A 19083-nucleotide genomic window follows, 5' to 3' on the forward strand; every position below is an offset into this window, starting at 1 on the left:
AGATTTGCTCACATCCGTACAAGCGGACCCTGACGGACCGGACGGCGGCGCTCTGCCGTTGCCGATTCGTTGCCGACGATCGCCCGAACGCCGCGCGACCCGGCACGACCGGCTCGTTCCTGGCTGGTGAGGCACGTGTCCGGCGAGGCGCGTCTGAGACGACCGCGAGGGTCCTTCGCCTCCAGCGCGGGCCAAAGCTGCCCGGTCGTGCGAATTCGCCGTGCCAGGTCGTGAACGAGCTCGGTTGTGCTGCCCGAACGCCGTGCGTCAGGAGCTCTGGCGCTGCCCGAAGAGCGTCACGCCGACCGGCGGCAGGCCCACCACGCTCGCCATGACCTGGCAGAACGCCTGCCCGTGCGGCAGCAGCTCCGCGTCCGTCGGGGTCCAGGACGCCCGCAGCTCCAGGTCGTCGGTCCGGGCCGGGCCGGAGATGTCGCCGAAGCGGGCCGAGGACGTCTCCGTCACCGTGCCGCCCAGCGCCGTCCAGCTCGCGCCCGACACCTCCAGGGCGTCGGTGAGCCACGACCAGCCGACCTGCGGCAGGAACGGGTCCGTCGCCAGTTCCCGGTCCAGCTCCGCGCGCACGTACATGACGAGGCGCAGGACACCGTCCCAGCCGTCCTGGCCGTCCGGGTCGTGCAGGAGGACCAGCCGGCCCGAGGCCAGCACGTCCGCGGGGCCGGCGACTTCGCAGCTGACCGCGTACGACCACGGCGCGAGCCGCTGCGGGGCCCGCATCGGCTCCAGCAGCACCTCCCGGCGGGGCCGGACGGACTGCAGCGCCGAAACTGCTTCACGGAAGAGTTCGGGCACTGGCGTCATCGCGGTCACGCTTCGACTTTAGGGCGGGCACGCCCCGTTGCGGGCGCAGGCGCGCCGAGAGAAGGGCGCCGGCGGGCTCGTGGCACGATTGACGGCGATGTCACCCACCACGCCCTTGCCGCAGCAGGCCGCCCCGTCCGGGCGCCGCGAGCTGCCCGAAGCCCCGTTCCTGGCCGCCGCGCGCGGCGGACGCCCGGCCCGCACGCCCGTCTGGTTCATGCGCCAGGCGGGCCGCTCGCTGCCCGAGTACCGCGCGCTGCGCGAGGGCGTGCCGATGCTGGACGCCTGTTTCGACCCCGAGATGCTCGCCGAGATCACGCTGCAGCCGGTCCGCCGGCACGGCGTCGACGCGGCCATCCTCTTCAGCGACATCGTCGTGCCGCTGAAGGCCGCGGGCGTCGACATCGACATCGTCCCCGGCACCGGCCCGGTGGTCGCGGCGCCGGTGCGCGACCTCGCCGCGGTGAAGGCCCTGCCGGAGCTGGCTCCGGAGCAGGTCGAAAAGGTCGCCGACGGCGTCGGGCTGCTGGTCGAGCGCCTCGGCGAGACGCCGCTGATCGGCTTCGCCGGCGCGCCGTTCACGCTGGCCAGCTACCTCATCGAGGGCGGCCCGAGCCGCAACCACGAGCACACGAAGGCGCTGATGCACTCGGCGCCGGAGGTCTGGCACGAGCTGGCCGGGCGCCTGGCCGACCTCGCGCTGACGTTCCTGCGCGCGCAGCTCGACGCCGGCGTCGACGCGGTCCAGCTGTTCGACTCCTGGGCCGGCGCGCTGTCCGAGCGGGACTACCGCCGGTTCGTGCTGCCGCACTCGGCGAAGGTCCTCGAGGGCGTCGCCTCCTACGGCGTGCCGCGCATCCACTTCGGCGTCGGCACCGGCGAGCTGCTGCCCGCGATGCGCGACGCCGGCGCGGACGTCGTCGGCGTCGACTGGCGGATCCCGCTGGACGAAGCCGTCCGCCGGCTCGGTGGGCACGCCGTCGTGCAGGGCAACCTCGACCCGGCGCTGCTGCACGCGTCCTGGCCGGTGCTCGAAGCCGAGGTCCGCCGCATCGTCGAAGAGGGCAAGGCGGCCGACGGCCACATCTTCAACCTGGGCCACGGCGTGCTGCCGGGCGTCGACCCGGACGTGCTGACCCGCGTGGTCGAGCTGGTGCACGAGCTGTGACGCGCGTCGCGGTCGTCGGTGGCGGTGTCTCCGGGCTGACCGCGGCGTACCGCCTGCGGCGCCTGCTGGGCGACACCGCCGAGATCGTCGTCTTCGAGAAGACGAAGACGCCCGGCGGGAAGCTGCGCACGGCCGAGCTGGCCGGCGTCCCCTACGACGTCGGCGCGGAAGCGTTCCTCGTCCGCCGGCCCGAGATGCTCGGACTGGTCCGCGAGCTCGGGCTCGACGTCGTGAACCCGACGAAGGCGCGCGCGAAGATCCACGCCGGCGGCAGCGTCACCGGCCTGCCGCCGGGCACCGTCATGGGCGTCCCGGCGTCGGCGGAGTCGGTGGCCGGGGTGCTGTCGGAAGCGGGGCGGCGGGCCGTCGAGGCCGAGCCGTCGCTGCCCGAGCTGCGGCTGCCGAGCGGGGACCTGCCGCTCGGGCCGCTGCTGCGCGAGCGGTTCGGCGACGAGCTGGTCGACCGGCTCGTCGACCCGCTGCTCGGCGGCGTCTACGCCGGTGGCGCGGACGGCTTGGGCCTGCGCGCGACCATGCCGGGCCTGGCCGCGGCGGTGGCCGCCGGCGCCGGCTCGCTGACGGCGGCCGCGAAGGCGCAGCTGCCCGCGTCGCCCGGTACGGCGCCGGTGTTCGGCACGGTCCCGGGCGGCCTGGGCACGGTCATCGACCGGCTGACCGAGCTGTCCGGCGCCGAGCTGCGGACCGGGCTGCCGGTGTGCGACATCGAACGGCACGGCGCGGGCTGGCGGCTGCGGATCGGCGCGAACCCGACCGCGCACGCGCCCGCGGACAACACGATCGAAGCCGACGCGGTGCTGCTCGCGGTTCCGGCGCCCTCGGCCCGGCGGCTGCTGGCCGACCTGGTGCCCGCGGCGTCGGCGGCGTTCGGCGAGGTCGAGCTGGCGTCGATGGCGGTGGTCGCGCTGGCGCTGCCGCCCGGAACGGCGCTGCCCGACGCGTCGGGGATCCTCATCGGCCAAGGCGAACGGGACGCTTCGGGCGTGCCGTACGCGGCGAAGGCCTTCACGTTCTCTTCGCGCAAGTGGGGGCACTTCGGCTCCGGGCCGGTGCTGGTCCGCGGTTCGGTGGGCCGGTTCGGCGAGCTGGGCGCGTTGCAGGCCGACGACGTCGAGCTGGTCCGCGTGGTCCGCGACGACCTCGCGCGGCTGACGGGCGTCACGGCGGCGCCGATCGAGACCCTGGTGACGCGCTGGGGCGGCGGCCTGCCGCAGTACGGCACCGGGCACCTCGAGCGCGTGGAGCGGATCGAGAAGGCGGTCGCCGGGGTGCCGGGGCTCGCGGTGGCGGGGGCGACCCTGCACGGCGTCGGGCTGCCGGCCTGCGTCGCGACGGCCGAGGCGGCGGCGCACCGGATCGCGGCCCACCTTTCCGCGTGAGTGCGCTCACCCGGCCCCGTGGCGGCGTTCCCGGGGCTGCGGTGACAGGATGGAACCATGGCGCGGGTCAACTACAACGAGCTCAACGACACCATCCGCTACACCACCTGGTCGGTCTTCCGGATCGAGCCCGGCCGGCTGGGTGAGGACCGCGGGGCCGCGGGCCGCGAGACGACCGAGTACCTCGACGGTCTCGAGGCCAAGGGCGTCGTCGTCCGGGGTGTCTACGACGTCTCCGCGCTGCGCGCCGACGCCGACTACATGATCTGGTGGCACGCCGAGGAGATCGAGCAGGTGCAGGCGGCCTACTCCGGCTTCCGGCGCACCCCGCTCGGCCGCGCGTCGACGCCGGTCTGGAGCCAGACCGCGCTGCACCGGCCGGCCGAGTTCAACAAGAGCCACATCCCGGCGTTCCTGGCAGGCGAAGAGGCGCGCAAGTACATCTGCGTCTACCCGTTCGTGCGGTCCTACGAGTGGTACCTGCTGCCGGACGCCGACCGCCGCAAGATGCTGGCCGACCACGGCAAGGAAGCCCGCGACTACCCGGACGTGCGCGCGAACACCGTCGCGTCGTTCGCGCTGGGCGACTACGAGTGGATCCTCGCGTTCGAGGCCGACGAGCTGCACCGGATCGTCGACCTGATGCGGCACCTGCGCGGCACCGAAGCGCGGTTGCACGTGCGGGAAGAGATCCCGTTCTACACGGGCACGCGCGTGCCGCCGGCCGAGCTCGTCGCGGCGCTGCCGTAGTGCGCGAGGCAGTGGAGGGCGTCTGGGTCGCCCTCACCGAGTCACGGCCGGGCCCCTTCGAGCTGACCGGCACCGAAGACGTGCTGCCCGGTCCCTACCGGGTGGCCGCGGCGGCCACGGCTTCGATCGCGGCGGCCACGCTGGCGGCCGGCGAGATGCTGAAGCTGCGCGAGATCGACCCCGGCGTCGTCACGGCGGACACGCGCCACGCGGCGGCGGCGTTCCACAGCGAGCAGCTGCTGCGGGTGGACGGCGTCGGCGCGGAGTCGATGTGGGCCCCGCTGTCGGGCAACTACCGCGCGGCCGACGGCTGGGTCCGCCTGCACTGCAACTACCCGCGGCACGAAGCGGCGGTGTGCTGGGGCCTCGGCGTGCCGGGCACCCGCGACGCGGTCGCGAAGGCGGTCGCCGGGCGGACCGCGCGCGAGATCGAGCACGCCGTCGTCTCCGCCGGGGGAGCGGCCGCCGAGCTGCGGTCGCCGGAGGAGTGGGCCGCGCACCCGCAGGGTTCCGTCGTGGCTTCACTGCCGCTGGTCTCGTCGGCCCCGGTGGGCGACGCGCCCAAGCGGACGTTGTTCTACTCGGACCGGCCGCTGGGCGGGGTCCGGGTGCTGGAGCTGACGCACGTGCTGGCGGGCCCGGTGGCCGGCCGGGTGCTGGCGGCGCACGGCGCGGACGTCCTGCACGTCGGCGCGGCGCACCTCCCGCGGGTCGAGGCGCTGGTGCGCGACACGAACCAAGGCAAGCGTTCGGCGTTCGTCGCGCTCGACACCGAGGGTGGTCGGGCGCGGCTGAAGAAGCTGATCAGCCGGGCCGACGTGCTGCTCCAGTCGTTCCGCCCGGGCGCGTTGGAGCGGATCGGCTTCGGTGCTTCGGAGCTGGCTGAGCTGCGGCCAGGTTTGGTGATCGCGGACTTGAGCGCGTACGGCTGGGAAGGGCCGTGGGCGCGCCGGCGCGGGTTCGACAGCTTGGTCCAGATGGCGAACGGCATGGCGTTCTCGCCGGACGGGCCATCACCGTTGCCGGTCCAGGCGCTGGACCACGCGACGGGCTGGCTCGCGGCGGCGGCGATCATGACGGCGTTGCGGCGTCAGGTCACGGACGGCGGCACCTGGCGGGTCCGGCTGTCGCTGGCCGGGACGGCGCGGTGGCTGGATTCGCTGGGCCGCAAGGACCCCGCGGGTGCGGCGGTCGATTTCGGCGACTTGCTGGAGGAGGCGGACAGCGGCTACGGCCGGCTGACCCGCGTCCGGATGGCGGGCGGCCTGCCGGGAGCGGAGCCGCACTGGGACTTCGGCACGCGGCTGCCGGGTGTCGACAAGCCGACCTGGACCCCTTAGGAGGTCCTGCTCGGACGGGAATGCGGCCGGTCCGCTCGCCGCACTCCCGCCCGAACGCTCTCAGCGGTAGATGTCCCCACCGGTGCCGTTCTGGCCGTTTTGGTCGGTCAAGGCGACGCGGATGCGGTTCGCCCCGCCGACGACATCGGCCTTCAGCGGGATGTTCTCCGATGTGGTGGCGTTGCAGTGGGTGCTCGTGCTCCTGATGTCCAGCTGGGTGGAGCCGGCGTGCGCCGAGGCGTAGAACCGCTTGCACCCGACGGCGTGGAAGGTCCCCGAGACGTTGGCCGAGCGGTTGGAGAAGGTGGCGACCCCGTCGAAGTAGCTGACGCCATCAGCGCCCCAGAGGAAGAAGTCGTGCGAGACGGAGGTCGTGGCGGAAGCCGCGGGCGCTCCGGTCAGGAGCAGCCCGGCTGCCGCCGCGACCGCCGTCAAGCCGGTCCGCAAGTGGGTCTTCATGGTCATATCGGCAGGTCCCCCTCGACGTTTCGGGCCCGGCCGGTCCGGACCCGTCACGCCATCCACGCCTCGGCCGCGGAAGCGTTGAGTCGCCGTCGCACCATTCACCCGGATGGCAGGTCCGGTCGCCTCGGGACTACCGGCGCCGGAGGCGGGACACCAAGCCCCGCCTCGGTTTCGGCAAGTGGCCCCCGGCGACCAGCCACGTCACGAACTCGTCCGCGTACGCCCCCGCGCAACGCGGGGAACCTCGTGGGCCTTGCCGCAACGGCAACGAACTCACGGGGAAGCAGGCCTGGGGCTGCGCCTCGGCGAGGCGCGGTACGACAACTGAATCCCAGCAGTGACTATTTCGAGCGGTTCCGGGACCGCTGTGAGCGAAAGATGTCATGGGATGAGTTTCGGTTCACTGTGGACGTTTCCGGCCACGGCTCTCGGCTGCTTCATCGTCGTCGGCTTGGTTTCGATGTACATCGCCAAGAAGTGCGGACCGGCGGGCCTGCGAGCCTTCGCGGACGTTCTGGGGGCGGAAGAGGTGACGGCTCCGCTGTCAGCGGCGCCGGAGGCGGGACACCAAGCCCCGCCTCGGTTTCGGCAGATGCCCACCCGCGATCAGCCACGTCACGAACTCGTCCGCGTACGCCCCCGACCGCTCGGTGTCCCGCTTCGGCCGCCCCGCGGTGAACTCCGCGAACAACGGCCCGAACCGCTCGCCGAGCGCCTCCGCCACCTCCGGGCGCTGATGCGCCAGCACCCGACCGTGCTTGCGTCGCAACACCGACGCCTCCACCCGCAACCGCGACGCGTCGAAGCCCGCCGGTGCCGGGCCGGAATTCAGCAGCGCCTGCAGCAGCTCCGCCTGCCGGACCGCCAGATCCTCGCGGCTCACGCCGTCACCGCCGCGCGCAGGGCCGCCAGCTCCGCGGCCAGCTCGTCGTCCGTCGGGTAGTCGTCGTCGCGCTCCAGCAGCACTCCCGGGGGGTCCGTGCGGCGCCGCAGCTCCGCCAGCAGCGACAGCACCTCCGGCAGCACCGGGTGCGCGTGCGTGTCGTGGTAGACGCCGTCGCGCTCGATGCCACCCGCCATGTGCACGTACGCCAAGCGCTCCCACGGGATCCCGTCCAGGAACTTCACCGGGTCCGTGCCGATGTTGCGCGCGTTCGCGTACAGGTTGGCGACGTCGATGATCAGCCGGCAGTCCGTCCGCTCGGTCAGCTCCGTGAGGAACTGCTCCTCGGTCAGCTCGTGGTCCGGCCAGTCCAGCACCGCCGCGATGTTCTCCAGCGCGAACGGTACGTCCACAATGGACTGGGCCAGCCGGACGTTCGCCACCAGCACGTCGAGCGCCTCGCGGGTGCGGGGCAGCGGCATCAGGTGGCCCGAGTCGAGCCCGCCCGCGCGGACGAAGCACACGTGGTCGCTGACCAGCGGCGCGTCCACGGCCCGCGCGATCTCCGCGAGGTGCTGGACGCGCCCGGTGTCGAGCGGCTCGGCGCCGCCCAGGGACAGCGAAACCGCGTGCGGCAGCACCGGCAGCCCGCGCCGGCGCAGGGCCACGAGCGTCTCCGGGAGGTGGTCGGCGTGCAGGTTCTCCGCGACCACCTCCACCCAGTCGACGCCGGGCAGCCGGGCGATCGACAGGTCCAGCTCGTGCCGCCAGCCGATCCCGATGCCGAGCTCACCCACCGCAGCCTCCTCCGCCGCACGAAGAACCACACGAAGAGCCGCTGCTGCACGACGAGCTCGAGCACGACGACCCGCTGCTGCAGGACGATCCGCCGGACGAACCGCCGCCGCCGAACGACGTCACCGGAGGGGCCAGCGCCGCGCTCAGCTCCTCGTCCGGGTACATCGCCCAGCCGCCGAGGGCGACCGCCGCCGCGGCGCCGCCGAGCAGCACGCCGCCCGCCAGCATCCCGGCCGGCAGCGGACCGCTCGACGCCGCCCGCGCCTGGCCGAGCACGCGGTGCCCCGCGGCCGAGGGCTGCCGCGCCCCGGTCTTGGACCGCCGGACCGCCGCCACGATCGTCAGCACGGCCGCGACCAGCACCAGGAACACCAGGACGCCGACCGGGCGGCCCAGCGAGATGCCGTTGGCCAGCCGCACCACGCCGAGCACCAGCACGGCCAGCTGCAGCACGAGCCCGATCGTCCGGGACTGGCGCTTCGCGGCCGCCGAGGCCAGCAGGCCCCGCTGGTCGAGGCCGTCCTCCAGGGCCCGCATCGCGGCCGAGCCGCGGACGTACCCGCGGATCGTCGACGTCGTCTTCAGCTGCGCCGCGTCGAACACGGCCTGCTCCAGCGGCTCGGCCGGCCGCGTGCCGGCCTGGCTGATCTGCTTGTAGCTGTTGACGCGCACCTGGCCGCGCTCGACCAGCGCCGCGATCGCCGCGTCGGTGGCCCGGTCGGGGCCGCCCGCGAGGAACGCCAGCTGGTAGACGGTCGGCGGCGGGCCCGGCTGCTCGGTGTTGGCCCGCAACGCGCGGCTGGCGGCGACGCCGGACACGACGAGCCGGACCAGCAGCACGGCGATGAGCAGTGCGATGTAGAGGACCACGAAATCCGGTCCGGAGATGCCCCACGGGTCGTCCATCGCCCGTCTCCCCTCAGTGAGTTGCGGTTACCGTAGCTGTGAGACGCGGCTGGTCGCGTCGGCGTTTCAACCGCCGCAACCCCCGCCGCCACCCCCTCCGCAGCCGCCGCCCCCGCCACCGCAGGAGCTGCCGCCACCACCGCAGGAGCTGCCGCCCCAGTAGCCGACGGCGACCCCGCCGCCGGCGCCCGCGAACCGGGTGCGACGGCTGGACGTCCGCACGGCCGCGTGCCGCGCGGCCTGGGTGGCGGCCTCCCGGACGGCCTGGTCGGGGTGGCCGCTCAGCCCGTGCGCCGCGACCGTCCCGGCCGGGCCGGCCGTGAGCGTCCCGGCCCGGCGGGCGGCTTCGGCGGCCGCCTTGCCGGCGAAGGTGGCCTTGACCTGCGGCCGGTTGCGCGCTTTGACGGTGACGGCGATCGCGACGACGGTGCCCACCGCGAGCAGGCCCAGCAGGATCCCCACCGGGTGCCCGGTGCTCGCCCCGGCGATCAGCCGGACCACGCCGAGGACGAGCACCAGCCAGTACGCCACCGCGGTCGCGACCCAGGTCGCGCGCGCTTTCCGCGGGTCGGCGAGCAGCCCGCGGCCGACCAGCGCGGCCTCGAGCTCATGGGCGGTCTTGTGCTCGGCGGCGGCGTCGCACACCCGCTCGACCGACGAGCCGTGCTTGCCGATCCGGCTGAGGGCTTCGCGGCCCACGGCGTCGGCCGCGGCGCCCTTGACACGGCTCAGCCAGCCGCTGCCCGAAATCCGGATGACCTGCTGGTCCAGCAGGCTCGCGACGACGTACTCGCCGAAGCGCCGCCGGCCGCCGGTCAGCACCGCCAGCTCTTCGGGCCGCTCCGGCGCGCCGCCCGGGCGGCCGCGCAGCAGGAACCCGCGGTACGCGACGGCGACGAGCGCCGGCAGGAGCAGCAGGCCCAGGTAGAGGCCCGCGAACGCCGGTCCGGGAATACCCCAGGTGTCGGTCATGAGTCCGCCCTCCCTCGTCCGTGTGCGGAGACTACGTTCGAGGGAGGGCGGCGGGTTGTCGGCTTAAGGAGGATTTAGGCCGGCGGGTTTCTTACGACTCGGGGACGAGCTTCAGCGAAATCGAGTTGATGCAGTACCGCTGGTCGGTCGGGGTCGGGTAACCCTCGCCCTCGAAGACGTGCCCGAGGTGGCTGTGGCAGGAGCCGCAGAGCACCTCGATCCGCTTCATGCCCATGGTGCGGTCTTCGCGCAGCAGCACGGCGTCGGAGTCGGCCGGGTCGAAGAACGACGGCCACCCGCAGTGGCTCTCGAACTTCGTGTCGCTGCGGAAGAGCTCGGCACCGCAGGCGCGGCACTCGTAGACGCCGGTGGTCTTGGTGTCGGTGTACTCGCCGGTGAAGGGCCGTTCGGTCCCCGCTTGGCGGAGCACGGCGTACTCGTCGGGGCTGAGCTGCGCCCGCCACTCCTGCTCGGACTTCACGACGCGCGGGGTCGCACCGACAACGGGTTTCATACCTTTCACCCGTTCCACGTTACGCCGCGAGCCACGCGAGGGCGTGCACGACGATGTCCCATGCGGCCACGATCACGCCGAGCACGATGAGGACGACGATGAGGGCCGACACCCAGTAGCGCAGCCCGCCGAGGCGGTTGCTGGAGTCGGCGAAGTCGGCCACGCCGTCCAGCGCGGCTTCGATGGTGTAGTTCGGCCCGGCACGTTCGATCCGGTCGAGGTGCTCGGCGAACGCCCGCGCCTCGGGGTCGTACGGGTCCAGGCCGACCAGGTCCTCGTGGAAGCGAGGATTCTGGCCCGGCAGCGAAGCTCCGTCGTCGGCCATACCTCCACGGTAGGCCATCGGTGCCCGCGAACCCACCAGCGGCGCGTTAAGTCTCAGTAGCCGGAGTTCGAGCCACCCAGCTCGGTGTTCGAGTCGATCAGGGTCCGGCCGCCCACGTTGACCAGCCGGTAACCGGGGCGGCTGCCGCCCACGTTGACGTTCATGATGAGCGAGCCGTCGCTCTCGTTGCCGCCCGAGTCGGCGTGGGCCTTGGTGGGACCGTTGATGTTCTTCTTGTTCTCGGCCCAGTACTCCGCGTACTTGCCCTGGTCGCCGTAGACCTGCTGGGCGGCGGGGGTGAGCATGTCCCAGTGCGCGGCGGGGTCGCTGAAGTATTCGATGATCAGGTTGCCGGCCGCGCTGTAGTTGGTCACCGGCGATTCGGTCGGGGTCTTGTTGAGGCCGGCGGGGACGTTCGCCGGGCTGCTCGGACCGGAGGTCTTGGGCGAGCTCTGCCCCGCGGTCGGCTGGTTACCCGGCGACTGGGCGTTCGTGGTGCCGCCCGTGCCGCCGCCGCTGCCGGAATTCAGCACCAGGAAGACGATGACCGCGACCACGACGACCGCGGCGCCACCGCCGGCCAGCAGCGCGTACTTGCGCTTGTTGTCCGGCTTCGGGGCGTTCGTCGAATACTGGGGCGCCCTGGCCGACGGCGCGGCCGCGGGCATCGGTCTGGGCGGGGTGTTGGGCGGCGCGGCCGGCGAGCGCATCGGCATGAACGCCGCGGTCGGGCGCGGCGGGTTCGACGCCGCCTTGTTCGCGGGCACCGGCGTGCCGACCGGCGGCGACGACGGCGCCTTCTGGTCGGTGCGCTGCCACGGCGGGCGCTCGCCGCCGTCGGCGGGCGCGGCGGGCTTGCGGCCTGCGCCACCCGACAGCAGCGGCGGCGACGCCGACATGCCGCCCGGCTCGGTGCGGGCCAGCGCGGCCAGCCGCTCACGCGCCTCGGCCATGCTGGGCCGCTCGCCCGGCTCGCTGCGCAGCAGGCTCATCAGCAGCGCGGTGGCCGCGCCGGCCTGCACGGGCGGGTTGATCTGGCCGTTCGCGGCCGCGTAGAGCAGCGCGAGCTGGTTGGTCGTGTTGCCGTACGGCGTGGTGCCCTCGATCGCCTGGTAGAGGGTCGCGCCGAGGGCGAAGACGTCGGAGCTGGGCACCGGGTCGGCGCCGCGGGCCAGCTCGGGCGCCAGGTAGGCGGGGGTGCCGCCGATGAGGCCGGTGGCGGTGAGCGTCATGTCGCCCGCCGCGCGCGAGATGCCGAAGTCGGTGATCTTCGCGGTGCCGGTCTCGTCGATGAGGATGTTGCCCGGCTTGACGTCGCGGTGCACGATCCCGGCGCGGTGCGCGGCGACCAGCGCGGACGCGACCTGCTCGCCGATCCGGGCGACCCGGCCCAGCGGGAGGGTGCCCTCCTCGGACAGGATCGTGGAGAGGCTGGGCCCGTCGAGGTACTCCATCACCAGGCACGGGTCGCCGTTGTGCTCGGCGATGTCGAACACGACGATGGCGTTCGGGTGCTGGAACCGGGCCGCGTTCTTCGCCTCGCGCATGGCGCGCTGGCGCATGTTGTCGCGTTCGGTCTCGGAGACACCCGGCTGGGGGAGGATCTGCTTGATCGCGACGGTGCGCTCGAGGCGCACGTCAGTGGCGCGCCACACGACTCCCATGGCACCGCTACCAATGTGCTCGACGAGGCGGTAGTGCCCCGCGATCAGCTGACCGGTGTCGATGGCGACTGCTCCTGACGAAATTCCCGGTGATGGTGGCCCTGCTCAGCGCGTTTCCGGTTCGCGCACCCGATCGAGTGTAGCGGTCGGCCCCGTGCTGTTCGCGTCAGCCAGTGGGTCCGGCGGACCCGCTTCGGCCGGTGCCCGCTTCTTGAACACCTTGACCAGCCCGATCGCCCCGGCCAGCGCGAACACGCCGTAGCAGGCGAGCAGCGCGGGTGGCGTGTCGCCGGTCAGGGCGTCGCCGAGGACGACCACGGCGACGGTGCCGGGCACGCTTCCGAGCAGCGTACCGGCCAGGTAGGGGAGCAGCCGCACCGAGGACACCCCGCAGAGGTAGCTGAAGGGCGCGAACGGCACGACCGGGATCAGCCGCAGCGACGTGATCGCGAGGACGCCGCCGCCGGAGAGCCGGTCGTTGACGGTCCGCACGGCCGACCGGTGCAGGTGGCGGGTGACCAGGTCCCGGCCGAGCAGCCGGGCCAGCCCGAAGGACAGGCCGGCGGCGATGGTGGTGGCGACCAGGCCGATGGTGATCCCGGCCGCGGTCCCGACGAGCAGGCCGGCGGCCAGGTTGAAGACAGTGCGCGGGATGGGCGCGACGGTGAGCAGCGAGTAGGCGACGAGCAGCACGAGCGGGGTGGCGGGCCCGGTGGCGGCGGCCCAGGCGCGCAGCTCGGCCGGACCCGGGATCGGCAGCAGCACCGCGGCGGCCACGAAGAGCGCGACAACGGCGAGCGCGACGATCAGCTTGGTGCGGCCGGACACCCGCTCCAGCCTACCGGCCGGGCTTGGCGGGGCGCCGGGGCCGGTCTGGCCGCGCCCTCGCCGTGCTGGGGGCTGGTCTGCCTGGGCCTCGCGCCGTGCTGGAGGTTGGTCTGCCTGGGCCTCTCGCCGTGCCGGAGGCTGGTTCGCCCGGGCTCCCGCCGTGCCGGAGGCTGGGTTCGACCCCGGAGTCCTCGCAGCGCCGGAGGCAGATCCGCCCAGGACCCCTCGCCGCGCCGGAGGGTGGCCCGCTCCGGGCCCCGCCGCGCCCGACGCTGGTCCGCCCGGGCCTCCCGCCGTGCCGGAGGCTGGGTTCGACCCCGGACCCCTCGCCGCGCCGGAGGCAGACCCGCCCCGGACCCCGCCGCCGCCCGACGCTGGTCCGCCCGGGCCTCCCGCCGCACCGGCCCGGGCTCTTGCCGCGTGTCTTGAATGAGTCGTCCAGGACCTCCGGCGCCCCGAACAACTCATTCAAGACAGCCGGGCGGGCGGTTTCGCGGGCCCCTCCTTGCGCGATCACCGCTAGCGTGGCCGCATGCCCAAGCACGGTGACCCGGTCGAGTACGAGGTGGGCGGCCGGACCGTCCGCGTCTCGAGCCCGGACAAGGTGTACTTCCCCCAGCGCGGCATCACCAAGCGGCAGGTCGTCGAGCACTACATCACCGTCGGCGCGCCGCTGCTGCGCGCGATCGGCGAGCGGCCGACGACGCTGAAGCGCTACGTCGACGGCGTCGAAGGCGAGTGGTTCTACGCCAAGCGCGTGCCCAAGGGGGCGCCGGACTGGCTGGAGACGGCCGAGATCACCTTCCCGTCGGGCCGCAAGGCCGCCGAGGTGTGCCCGACCGAGCCGGCGGTGTTCGCGTGGGCGGCCAACCTGGGGACGTTCGACTTCCACCCGTGGCCGGTCCGCCGTCCCGACGTCGACCACCCGGACGAGCTGCGCGTCGACGTCGACCCGCCGGACCGGGCCGGCTTCGCGGACGCGGTCGAGGTGGCGCTCGTGGTCCGCGAGGTGCTGGCGGACGCGGGGCTGACGAGCTACCCGAAGACGTCCGGCGGGCGCGGGGTGCACGTGCTGGTCCGGATCCGGCCGGAGTGGGACTTCGTCCAGGTCCGCCACGCGGTGATCGCGCTGGGCCGCGAGGTCGAGCGGCGGATCCCGGGCAAGGCGACGATCGCGTGGTGGAAGGAGGAGCGCGAAGGGCGCGTGTTCCTGGACTACAACCAGGCGGCGCGCGACCGCACGGTGGCGTCGAGCTGGTCGGTCCGCGGTACCCCGCGGGCGACGGTGTCGACGCCGTTGACGTGGGACCTGCTGCCGGAGGTCGACGCGGACGACTTCGACGTGCTGACGATCCCGGCGTTCCTGGAGTCCCACGGCGACCTGCACGCGGGGATGGACGCCGAGGCGTTCGGCCTGGAGACGGCGCTGGAGTGGTACGAGCGGGACCTGCGGGACCACGGGCTGGGGGACATGCCGTACCCGCCGGACTACCCGAAGATGCCGGGGGAGCCGAAGCGGGTCCAGCCCAGCAAGGCGCGCCCGGAGTCCTGAGGTCGCGGCTCGGTGCTCATCGCCGAGCGGTCGGCGCGGCAGGACGTGCCGCCCCGCGTGCAGGCGGTCTCGATCGGCTCGGCCGCGGGCTCGGGGAGGGCGGGCTCGGTCGTGGCCGGGGCTGCGAAGGCCGGGCTCGAGGTCGCCTTGCCCACGGCGACCGCCGGCGCGACACCCGCCGCGAGCGCGAGGGCCACGAGCGCCGCACGGCCGGGGTTACTCAGCGGTACCGAAATGCAGGCCGATCGGACCGCGTGTAATCACGGCCACAACCGTGCCGCGCGCCACTTTCGGGGGAACAAATCGGCCCGGACTTCATCGGAACGTCACGCCGGAAAACGGGGAGTGATCATCCCGCTGCCCGCTGTCGCCTTTCGGGTCACAAATTTCGCACGGCCGCCGCTGTGGTCTCGACCACCGCCACGATCGGCGTAACGTGCGGTCCCGAATCGGCGACTCCTCGACGACATGTCCTGGGGCGAGTTCGAGGGAGGCCTTCGTGGACGACCTGATCGCATTCCTCGCCGCGCGCGTCGGCGCGCGGCAGGCGTTGATCATGCAGGCCGTCAACAAGGCGAAGGCCGGCGAGGCGATGAACCGCGGTGAGACCAAGGTCGCCGTGGAGCAGAAGATCCGCGGGCTGACCGACCTCGAGCTCGACGTCGTGAACCAGATGATCAACGAGATCGAAGCCACGCGGCGGATCCTGCTCGCCCACCGGACCACCGTGTCGGAGAAGGTGCCCGGTTTTCCGCTCTACGGCAGCGAATACTGGTGTGAGACCTGCCACGTGCCCGCCGACGAGGCCGGCTCCAACTGGTGCCTCACGCTGCGCCTGCTGGCCCTGCCCTACGCCGACCACCCGGAGTACAGCGAGCGCTGGCGCCCCTGACGGGAATCCCGCCGGACGCCGGGCGTTGCACCCGGCGTGAGGTTTTCCGTGCTCGATCGCTCGCCCGTGCGCCCGCACGCCGGGACCGCGCGGGCGCTGCGGGACACCGTCGCCTTCGCCGCCGACGTCGAACGGCTGGGCTACCACCGGTTCTGGGTGTCCGAGCACCACGGCGTGCCCGGGGTCGCCGGGTCCGCGCCGACCGTCCTGGCCGCCGCCGTCGCGGGCGCGACGAGCCGGATCCGCGTCGGCACCGGTGGCGTGATGCTGCCGAACCACCCGCCGCTGGTCGTCGCCGAGCAGTTCGGCGTGCTCGAAGCGCTGTACCCCGGCCGGATCGACATGGGGCTCGGCCGGTCGGTCGGGTTCACCGCCGGCGTCCGCGAGGCGCTGGGGCACGGCAAGGACGCGGCCGACAACTTCGGGGCGCAGGTGCGGGAACTGCTCGGGTTCTTCGCGGGCGAGCACCCCGGCGTCCACGCCTACCCGGCCGAAGGCCTGCGCGTGCCGCCGTTCCTGCTGGCCACCGGGTCCGGCGCCGACCTCGCCGCGGAGCTCGGGCTGCCGCTGGTGATCGCGCCCGTCCGCGGCGAACGCGCGCTGGCCGAAGCCGTGACGCGCTACCGGGACGGCTTCCGGCCCGGCCCGTGGGCGAGCGAGCCGTACGTCGTGGTGTCGTCGGTGATCGCGGTGGCGGACTCGGCGGCCGACGCGCGCCGCCTGCTCGTGTCGGAGGCCTGGGCGACGGTGTATTCGCGCTCCCACGGCGTCTTCCCGCCGCTGTCGCCGCCGTCGGAGGTCCTGGCGCTGCCCATGACCGACCGCGAGCGCAGGCGGCTCGAAGAGACCCTGGACAGCCAGATTTCGGGCACCGCGGCCGAAGTCGGGGACCGGCTCGGCGCATTGATCGCAGCCACGGGCGCGGACGAGATTTTGGTGACGACGGCCGCGTACGACCAATCCGCGCGGCTCGATTCCCTCGCCCGGCTGGCCGATCTTCCCGCGCTTGTGTGAGCTGATTTCCCGATAGCCGGATATCGCGTCGGAGAATTACGGCTGGTGCATTTCCAGGTGCCGGCGATACGGTTTCCGGCGTGACTGCCGGGTCGGCCTCGAGCCGTGAGCAGACGGGGTACCCGGCTGTGCCGTGACCTCCGGGCGGCCCCGTGGCCCGCCGCCTCCCGCGCGTTCTCCGAGTCCGGAACGTGCGCGGGAAGGAGGTGAAACCGCATGTCCCCCTGGCAGGAGTTCGTCGCCGCCCACACCGAGGGCGGGGTGCTCGACGGCGTCGTGGCGCGGACGCTGCCGTTCGGCGCGTTCGTCGAGGTGGCGCCGGGCGTGCACGGCCTGCTCGTGACCGACCGCGTCCCCGAGCAGGGCAGCCGGGTGACGGTCCGCATCGAAGCCATCGACGTGGAGCGCCGCCGGTTCAGCCTGGTGCAGGCGTGAGCTGAGCCGGGTGAGGCAGGGCGCCCTGCCTCACCCGAGCACGAACGGCAGCCGCGCGGCCAGGTCGCCCAGCTCCGCCGCCTCGGCCTCCGTCGGCGAGCGGCGGCCCGTCGCCACCAGCAGGACGTCCGTGTCCGAGAACGACGCCGGGAACGCCGTCCCGGTGATCTTCTCCAGCATCTCCCTCGTCCGCGCCAGACCCTCGGCGGGCGGGGGCTCCGCACCCGGGACGTGGGCGATCAGGTCCAGGTGGTGCAACGTCCACTCCAGTGAGTAGACCATGAGGAAGTCGGCCACCGTCAGCACCATGTCCTGGGTGCTCACCGCGAGGCCGGGGTCGGCCAGCTCCGCCGCCCGTCCGGCGGCCGAGCCGACGTCGTCCAAGTGCGCCCGGAGCCGCGCCGGGTCGCCGTACGCCGCCGCCAGGCGGACGGTCACCGCGTCCCCCGGGTCTTCGCCGGTCGGCGGCTCGTCCGTGACCGTCCAGTACGTGATCGCGTCGTGGGTCGGTGCGGTGCCGGCCGGGGTCACCAGGGTGATCAGCACGTCCTGGGCGTTGACGATCAGGTGGCACACGAGGTCGCGGACCAGCCAGCCCCGGCAGCCGGACGGGCGGGAGAAGTCTTCAGCGGACAGGTCGGCGACCGCGGCGTGCAGCGCCGCCCAAGTACGGGTGAAGAGGTGCACGAGGCCAAGCTAACAGCGCGCGCCAGCCATTTAGAGGCGCAGCTGCAGCTGGGTGAGGATGCGCTGGGCGGGGTCGTCGAAGTCCACTCCGGACACTTCGGCCGCCCGCCGGACGCGGTAGCGGACCGTGTTCGGGTGGATGTTGAGGACGCGGGCCGCCGCGCGGACGTCGCCGAACGCGTCCAGCCAGGCCAGCACCGCCGGCACCAGGATCCCGCCGTGCTCGGCGTCGTGCTCCACGAGCGAAACCAGCCGCGGGTCGCGGATGCGGGGCTGCTCGCCGAGGAACGCCAGCACCTCCGACAGCAGCACCTCCGCGCGGACGTCGGCCAGCGACGCGACGTCGGCGGCCCAGCGCCCGCGGGCCATCGCCGCCAGCACGCGGTCGGCGTCGCCCCTCGACGCGGCCACGTCGGACAACCGCGGCACGACCCCGCCCAGCGCCGCCCGGACCGGGACGTCCAGGTGGCGGCGCGCGGTGCCGGTGATCTCGCGGGCCAGCGCCAGCACCGCCGCGTCCGAATGCTCGGGCAGGTCCGGCAGCAGCGCGTAGACGCGGCCGCCGACCACGCTCACCAGCGCGCTGCGCCGGTAGGCCGCCGTGTGCACCGCGATCAGGTGGACCAGCTCGGCGCGCCGCAGCTGCCGGTTGTCCGGCCGCTCCAGGGAAAACGCCAGCACCTGGGCCGGCCGCGCCGGGTCCGCGCCGATGTCGTCCGCGACGGACTCCGCGTCCAGCCGCCCTTCCAGGAGGCTCGCGAGGAGGTCCTCCCGCAGCCGCAGTTCGGGGCTGGGCAGCGTGCGGGCGCGGATCAGCCGCGGCGCGAGGGTGCGGCTCGCGCCGAGCAGGGCCGTCTCGGCGCGTTCGGTGAGCGGCTGCGCGCCCTCCTGGACCCAGATCGTGCCGAGCGGCTGCTTGCCCGCGTGGATGCCGGCCGCGATGCGCCGGCGGATGCCCAGCTCGGGCCGCTCGTCGATCCGGACGATCCCCTCACCGGCGCGCAGCCGCTGGTAGACGCCCCATTCGCGCAGCATCGCGAGGTAGCGTTCCGGGCCTTCGCGGCCGAGGATCGACAGCCGCCGCAGCTCGTCGACCTCGTCGCCCGCCCGCGAATACGCGAGGACGCGGTTGGCCGTGTCCTCGATGCTGACCAGGCCGCCGGTGAGCGTCGCGATGGTCTGGGCCAGCGCGAACAGGTCGCCGAGGACCTCCCCGCTGGCCGCCTCGCCGCCCGCGCGCGCCGCGTCGACGACCCCTCGCGCCAGTGACTCGACCTGCTCCCAGCGGGCCTCCGCACCGACCGTCAGCAGCGCGACGCCCGCGTCGGCGGCGACGTCGGCGCCCGTCGCGCCCTTGACCGCCACCGCGGCCGCCCCGCCGCGCCCGGCCGCGCGGATCGCGGGTGCCGCCGCCCGGCCGCGCGCGCCGATCACCAGCACCAGGTCGCCGGGGGAGGCCTCCAAGGGGTCCTCGGGGTCGAGGATCACGACGTCGGCGACCGGGACGCCCAGGCCGTGCGGGGCCACGACGACCTCGACCAGCGGCTCGCCCAGCGTCGCCAGGACGTGGCGCAGCGAGGTCATCGCGGGGTTATCCGATCGGCCAAGATCATACGAGCGATTTTAGCCGTTCGAACAAGCCGCCACGACGTGTCCGGAGTTACCGTTCGG

General features: G+C 73.6%; 21 protein-coding genes. 8 read left to right on the forward strand and 13 right to left on the reverse strand.

The window, feature by feature from the left end:
• Window positions 1-267 precede the first annotated feature (267 nt).
• A complete protein-coding gene (locus ACIRSS_RS02640) occupies window positions 268-831 on the reverse strand; it encodes a DUF3000 domain-containing protein (RefSeq protein WP_400889780.1) in 564 nt (187 codons plus the stop codon).
• An 88-nt stretch (window positions 832-919) separates the two neighbouring features.
• Between ACIRSS_RS02640 and hemE the strand changes: the two genes are divergently transcribed.
• Genes hemE through ACIRSS_RS02660 form a run of 4 tightly spaced genes read left to right on the forward strand, consistent with a single transcriptional unit; the run spans window position 920 to window position 5477 of the window.
• Window positions 920-1990 carry a uroporphyrinogen decarboxylase gene (hemE, locus tag ACIRSS_RS02645; RefSeq protein WP_400889782.1) on the forward strand — a complete coding sequence of 357 codons (1071 nt, stop codon included), beginning with the start codon at window positions 920-922 and terminating at the stop codon, window positions 1988-1990.
• Window positions 1987-3387, forward strand: a complete 1401-nt coding sequence (gene hemG, locus ACIRSS_RS02650; protein WP_400889784.1) for a protoporphyrinogen oxidase — start codon at window positions 1987-1989, stop codon at window positions 3385-3387. Before hemE ends, hemG begins: the two co-directional genes overlap by 4 nt.
• 57 nt (window positions 3388-3444) lie before the next feature.
• Window positions 3445-4137, forward strand: a complete 693-nt coding sequence (gene hemQ, locus ACIRSS_RS02655) for a hydrogen peroxide-dependent heme synthase (protein ID WP_160697290.1) — start codon at window positions 3445-3447, stop codon at window positions 4135-4137.
• The gene (locus ACIRSS_RS02660; protein WP_400889786.1) at window positions 4137-5477 is read left to right on the forward strand and encodes a CoA transferase; all 1341 of its coding nucleotides are present in this window, start codon (window positions 4137-4139) and stop codon (window positions 5475-5477) included. Before hemQ ends, ACIRSS_RS02660 begins: the two co-directional genes overlap by 1 nt.
• A gap of 60 nt (window positions 5478-5537) precedes the next feature.
• Here the strand turns inward: ACIRSS_RS02660 and ACIRSS_RS02665 are convergent, their stop codons facing one another.
• The 9 genes from ACIRSS_RS02665 to ACIRSS_RS02705 all read right to left on the reverse strand — a co-directional run bounded on the left by ACIRSS_RS02665 (window position 5538) and on the right by ACIRSS_RS02705 (window position 12832).
• Window positions 5538-5942 (reverse strand): hypothetical protein, encoded by a 405-nt coding sequence (locus ACIRSS_RS02665; RefSeq protein WP_400889788.1) that lies wholly within the window; start codon window positions 5940-5942, stop codon window positions 5538-5540.
• Window positions 5943-6486: 544 nt separating this feature from the next.
• Complete coding sequence (locus ACIRSS_RS02670; RefSeq protein ID WP_400889790.1) at window positions 6487-6825, reverse strand: hypothetical protein; 339 nt, start codon at window positions 6823-6825, stop codon at window positions 6487-6489.
• A complete protein-coding gene (locus ACIRSS_RS02675) occupies window positions 6822-7622 on the reverse strand; it encodes a DUF692 domain-containing protein (protein WP_400889792.1) in 801 nt (266 codons plus the stop codon). Before ACIRSS_RS02675 ends, ACIRSS_RS02670 begins: the two co-directional genes overlap by 4 nt.
• A complete protein-coding gene (locus ACIRSS_RS02680; RefSeq protein ID WP_400889794.1) occupies window positions 7615-8529 on the reverse strand; it encodes a TIGR04222 domain-containing membrane protein in 915 nt (304 codons plus the stop codon). The genes ACIRSS_RS02675 and ACIRSS_RS02680 overlap by 8 nt, the downstream gene beginning before the upstream one ends.
• Before the next feature lie 66 nt (window positions 8530-8595).
• The gene (locus tag ACIRSS_RS02685) at window positions 8596-9501 is read right to left on the reverse strand and encodes a TIGR04222 domain-containing membrane protein (protein ID WP_400889796.1); all 906 of its coding nucleotides are present in this window, start codon (window positions 9499-9501) and stop codon (window positions 8596-8598) included.
• A gap of 91 nt (window positions 9502-9592) precedes the next feature.
• Window positions 9593-10015: a peptide-methionine (R)-S-oxide reductase MsrB gene (msrB, locus tag ACIRSS_RS02690; protein ID WP_086849491.1), complete on the reverse strand. Its 423-nt coding sequence runs from the start codon at window positions 10013-10015 to the stop codon at window positions 9593-9595.
• 19 nt (window positions 10016-10034) lie between these two features.
• Window positions 10035-10340, reverse strand: a complete 306-nt coding sequence (locus tag ACIRSS_RS02695; RefSeq protein ID WP_400889799.1) for a hypothetical protein — start codon at window positions 10338-10340, stop codon at window positions 10035-10037.
• A 53-nt stretch (window positions 10341-10393) separates the two neighbouring features.
• Window positions 10394-12004, reverse strand: a complete 1611-nt coding sequence (locus ACIRSS_RS02700) for a protein kinase (protein WP_400889801.1) — start codon at window positions 12002-12004, stop codon at window positions 10394-10396.
• A gap of 105 nt (window positions 12005-12109) precedes the next feature.
• Window positions 12110-12832, reverse strand: coding sequence for a TVP38/TMEM64 family protein (locus tag ACIRSS_RS02705; RefSeq protein ID WP_400889803.1), 723 nt, complete (start codon window positions 12830-12832; stop codon window positions 12110-12112).
• A gap of 532 nt (window positions 12833-13364) precedes the next feature.
• Between ACIRSS_RS02705 and ACIRSS_RS02710 the strand changes: the two genes are divergently transcribed.
• A complete protein-coding gene (locus ACIRSS_RS02710; RefSeq protein ID WP_400889805.1) occupies window positions 13365-14384 on the forward strand; it encodes a DNA polymerase domain-containing protein in 1020 nt (339 codons plus the stop codon).
• Here ACIRSS_RS02710 and ACIRSS_RS02715 read toward each other — a convergent pair.
• Window positions 14321-14581: a hypothetical protein gene (locus tag ACIRSS_RS02715; RefSeq protein ID WP_400889807.1), complete on the reverse strand. Its 261-nt coding sequence runs from the start codon at window positions 14579-14581 to the stop codon at window positions 14321-14323. The genes ACIRSS_RS02710 and ACIRSS_RS02715 overlap by 64 nt on opposite strands.
• A 302-nt stretch (window positions 14582-14883) precedes the next feature.
• Between ACIRSS_RS02715 and ACIRSS_RS02720 the strand changes: the two genes are divergently transcribed.
• The 3 genes from ACIRSS_RS02720 to ACIRSS_RS02730 all read left to right on the forward strand — a co-directional run bounded on the left by ACIRSS_RS02720 (window position 14884) and on the right by ACIRSS_RS02730 (window position 16725).
• Window positions 14884-15276, forward strand: coding sequence for a DUF6221 family protein (locus ACIRSS_RS02720; protein ID WP_003068867.1), 393 nt, complete (start codon window positions 14884-14886; stop codon window positions 15274-15276).
• Window positions 15277-15324: 48 nt separating this feature from the next.
• On the forward strand, window positions 15325-16290 hold the full coding sequence (locus tag ACIRSS_RS02725) for an LLM class flavin-dependent oxidoreductase (protein ID WP_400889809.1): 966 nt from the start codon (window positions 15325-15327) through the stop codon (window positions 16288-16290).
• A gap of 216 nt (window positions 16291-16506) precedes the next feature.
• Complete coding sequence (locus ACIRSS_RS02730; protein WP_400889811.1) at window positions 16507-16725, forward strand: S1 RNA-binding domain-containing protein; 219 nt, start codon at window positions 16507-16509, stop codon at window positions 16723-16725.
• 30 nt (window positions 16726-16755) lie between these two features.
• On the opposite strand, the gene ACIRSS_RS02735 is transcribed toward ACIRSS_RS02730, so the two are convergent.
• Both ACIRSS_RS02735 and ACIRSS_RS02740 read right to left on the reverse strand, forming a co-directional pair.
• Window positions 16756-17412, reverse strand: coding sequence for a maleylpyruvate isomerase N-terminal domain-containing protein (locus ACIRSS_RS02735; protein ID WP_400889813.1), 657 nt, complete (start codon window positions 17410-17412; stop codon window positions 16756-16758).
• Window positions 17413-17442: 30 nt separating this feature from the next.
• Window positions 17443-18996, reverse strand: a complete 1554-nt coding sequence (locus ACIRSS_RS02740) for a PucR family transcriptional regulator (RefSeq protein ID WP_400889815.1) — start codon at window positions 18994-18996, stop codon at window positions 17443-17445.
• Window positions 18997-19083: the final 87 nt, after the last annotated feature.

The organism is Amycolatopsis sp. NPDC101161, from assembly GCF_044768185.1.
Taxonomy (GTDB): domain Bacteria; phylum Actinomycetota; class Actinomycetes; order Mycobacteriales; family Pseudonocardiaceae; genus Amycolatopsis.

Excerpts from the sequence above, each read along its gene's own strand:
- ACIRSS_RS02685 (WP_400889796.1), bottom strand. The coding sequence starts at position 9,501 with ATGACCGACACCTGGGGTATTCCCGGACCGGCGTTCGCGGGCCTCTAC.
- ACIRSS_RS02700 (WP_400889801.1), bottom strand. The coding sequence starts at position 12,004 with ATGGGAGTCGTGTGGCGCGCCACTGACGTGCGCCTCGAGCGCACCGTC.
- ACIRSS_RS02695 (WP_400889799.1), bottom strand. The coding sequence starts at position 10,340 with ATGGCCGACGACGGAGCTTCGCTGCCGGGCCAGAATCCTCGCTTCCAC.
- hemQ (WP_160697290.1), top strand. The coding sequence starts at position 3,445 with ATGGCGCGGGTCAACTACAACGAGCTCAACGACACCATCCGCTACACC.
- ACIRSS_RS02740 (WP_400889815.1), bottom strand. The coding sequence starts at position 18,996 with ATGACCTCGCTGCGCCACGTCCTGGCGACGCTGGGCGAGCCGCTGGTC.
- ACIRSS_RS02730 (WP_400889811.1), top strand. The coding sequence starts at position 16,507 with ATGTCCCCCTGGCAGGAGTTCGTCGCCGCCCACACCGAGGGCGGGGTG.
- ACIRSS_RS02710 (WP_400889805.1), top strand. The coding sequence starts at position 13,365 with ATGCCCAAGCACGGTGACCCGGTCGAGTACGAGGTGGGCGGCCGGACC.
- hemE (WP_400889782.1), top strand. The coding sequence starts at position 920 with ATGTCACCCACCACGCCCTTGCCGCAGCAGGCCGCCCCGTCCGGGCGC.
- ACIRSS_RS02680 (WP_400889794.1), bottom strand. The coding sequence starts at position 8,529 with ATGGACGACCCGTGGGGCATCTCCGGACCGGATTTCGTGGTCCTCTAC.
- ACIRSS_RS02665 (WP_400889788.1), bottom strand. The coding sequence starts at position 5,942 with ATGACCATGAAGACCCACTTGCGGACCGGCTTGACGGCGGTCGCGGCG.
- msrB (WP_086849491.1), bottom strand. The coding sequence starts at position 10,015 with ATGAAACCCGTTGTCGGTGCGACCCCGCGCGTCGTGAAGTCCGAGCAG.